The organism is Cryobacterium breve, assembly GCF_004402375.1.
GTDB classification, from domain to species: domain Bacteria; phylum Actinomycetota; class Actinomycetes; order Actinomycetales; family Microbacteriaceae; genus Cryobacterium; species Cryobacterium breve.
The window spans coordinates 1-1,249 of the sequence record NZ_SOGJ01000029.1; the positions used below are offsets into that span (position 1 = coordinate 1).

At 64.3% G+C, this 1,249-nt stretch carries 1 protein-coding gene; it reads left to right on the forward strand.

All coding sequences use genetic code 11. The annotated features are described in order from the left end of the window. The first annotated feature begins 195 nt into the window (after positions 1–195). Entirely contained in the window at positions 196–1,242 is a 1,047-nt protein-coding gene (locus E3O65_RS14325; RefSeq protein WP_422386433.1) for an IS30 family transposase, read from the forward strand. The last annotated feature ends 7 nt before the right edge of the window (positions 1,243–1,249 follow it).

Below are 1,249 nucleotides of genomic sequence, written 5' to 3' on the forward strand. Positions count from 1 at the left end.
CGGCGAGTTCAGGTGGTGAGAGCAACACCCTGAGTTCTGTGGGGTGTTGTCGATGGCTCGACCGTGGTCGCCTTTGAGCGTCCGTTTGTCGTTTTGGGATGGGCTGGACGCGGGGCTATCGGTGCCGTCGCGGCGCAGGGCGCGGGGGTGTCGCGTCCGACTGGGTATCGCTGGTTAAGCCAGCATCAGAGGGTGCTGCCATCACCGGTTCAGGATTTCAGTGTTGCCCGTGCCGGACTCTTATCGTTGCGAGAGCGCGAAGAGATCGGATTCCAACTCGCCCGCGGTCAAGGGGTTCGCCGCATCGCCGCGGCTCTGGGCCGGGCGCCATCAACGATTAGCCGGGAAGTGGCCCGAAACCAGGTCACTGGCCGCTACGTGCCGTCGCTCGCGCAGGAGCAAACCTGGGCGCGGGCTCGCCGGCCCAGAGCCCAGAAACTGGACGGGTTAGCGTTACGGGAACAGGTCACCACGATGCTCACCGATCGGTTCAGCCCGGAACAAGTCGCGGGCCGACTGAAAGTCGAGCATCCGGAGAATTCGGAGATGCAGGTGTCACACGAGACGATCTACCAGGCCCTCTACGTGCAGGGCCGCGGATCGTTGCGCCTGGAAGTGGCCGCCGCGTTGCGCTCAGGGCGCGTAACACGGCGGCCGCAGAGGCCGGATGGTCCGCGGCCGCAGAGGTTCCGGGAGATGGTGATGATCTCTGACCGGCCGCCAGAGATCGAGGACCGCGCCGTTCCCGGGCACTGGGAGGGCGACCTGATCATCGGCTCGACCTCGTCGAAGTCCGCGATCGGAACACTCGTCGAACGGACCACGGGATACGTGATGCTGCTGCATCTGCCCGGGGATCACACCGCTCGCACGCTGGCCGACACGATGATCGTCGCGATGAACACTCTCCCGGAACAGCTGCGCCGTTCGACCACCTGGGATCAGGGAGCGGAGATGTCCAGACACCAGGAAATCACGATGGCGACCGGGATGCCGATCTATTTCTGCGATCCGCACTCGCCCTGGCAGCGTGGCAGCAACGAGAACACCAACGGGCTCCTGCGCGAGTACTTTCCGAAGGGTACCGACCTGTCCTTTCACGGGCCCGGGATCCTCGAGAACGTTGCCGCGGAGCTCAACCGTCGGCCCCGCAAACGCCATGGCTACCGAACGCCCGCAGAAGTCCTCGCCACGCTAATCTCGAACCCAACAAATCAAACCGGTGTTGCAGACACCACTTGAATCCGCC